The sequence below is a fragment of the Pseudomonas alliivorans genome, assembly GCF_017826695.1.
GTDB lineage: Bacteria > Pseudomonadota > Gammaproteobacteria > Pseudomonadales > Pseudomonadaceae > Aquipseudomonas > Aquipseudomonas alliivorans.
Genome location: NZ_JAFFZW010000023.1, coordinates 1 through 1,424, shown reverse-complemented (window position 1 = coordinate 1,424; position 1,424 = coordinate 1). Strand labels below are relative to the sequence as shown.

Genomic DNA, 1,424 nt, shown 5'->3' with positions numbered 1-1,424 from the left:
GGGTCGCAGATTGCTTGGGTGTTATATGGTCAAGCCTCACGGGCAATTAGTATTGGTTAGCTCAACGCCTCACAGCGCTTACACACCCAACCTATCAACGTCGTAGTCTTCGACGGCCCTTCAGGGAACTCAAGGTTCCAGTGAGATCTCATCTTGAGGCAAGTTTCCCGCTTAGATGCTTTCAGCGGTTATCTTTTCCGAACATAGCTACCCGGCAATGCCACTGGCGTGACAACCGGAACACCAGAGGTTCGTCCACTCCGGTCCTCTCGTACTAGGAGCAGCCCCTCTCAAATCTCAAACGTCCACGGCAGATAGGGACCGAACTGTCTCACGACGTTCTAAACCCAGCTCGCGTACCACTTTAAATGGCGAACAGCCATACCCTTGGGACCGGCTTCAGCCCCAGGATGTGATGAGCCGACATCGAGGTGCCAAACACCGCCGTCGATATGAACTCTTGGGCGGTATCAGCCTGTTATCCCCGGAGTACCTTTTATCCGTTGAGCGATGGCCCTTCCATACAGAACCACCGGATCACTAAGACCTACTTTCGTACCTGCTCGACGTGTCTGTCTCGCAGTCAAGCGCGCTTTTGCCTTTATACTCTACGACCGATTTCCGACCGGTCTGAGCGCACCTTCGTACTCCTCCGTTACTCTTTAGGAGGAGACCGCCCCAGTCAAACTACCCACCATACACTGTCCTCGATCCGGATAACGGACCTGAGTTAGAACCTCAAAGTTGCCAGGGTGGTATTTCAAGGTTGGCTCCACGCAGACTGGCGTCCACGCTTCAAAGCCTCCCACCTATCCTACACAAGCAAATTCAAAGTCCAGTGCAAAGCTATAGTAAAGGTTCACGGGGTCTTTCCGTCTAGCCGCGGATACACTGCATCTTCACAGCGATTTCAATTTCACTGAGTCTCGGGTGGAGACAGCGCCGCCATCGTTACGCCATTCGTGCAGGTCGGAACTTACCCGACAAGGAATTTCGCTACCTTAGGACCGTTATAGTTACGGCCGCCGTTTACCGGGGCTTCGATCAAGAGCTTCGCTTGCGCTAACCCCATCAATTAACCTTCCGGCACCGGGCAGGCGTCACACCCTATACGTCCACTTTCGTGTTTGCAGAGTGCTGTGTTTTTAATAAACAGTCGCAGCGGCCTGGTATCTTCGACCGGCGTGGGCTTACGCAGTAAATGCTTCACCCTCACCGGCGCACCTTCTCCCGAAGTTACGGTGCCATTTTGCCTAGTTCCTTCACCCGAGTTCTCTCAAGCGCCTTGGTATTCTCTACCCAACCACCTGTGTCGGTTTGGGGTACGGTTCCTGGTTACCTGAAGCTTAGAAGCTTTTCTTGGAAGCATGGCATCAACCACTTCGTGTTCCAAAGGAACACTCGTCATCAGCTCTCGGCCTTGA

1 rRNA gene is annotated in these 1,424 nt (G+C 53.3%); it reads right to left on the bottom strand.

Annotated elements, in window-relative coordinates:
• Positions 1-25 precede the first annotated feature (25 nt).
• Positions 26-1,424, bottom strand: a 23S ribosomal RNA gene (locus JTJ32_RS26240); the annotation flags it as partial.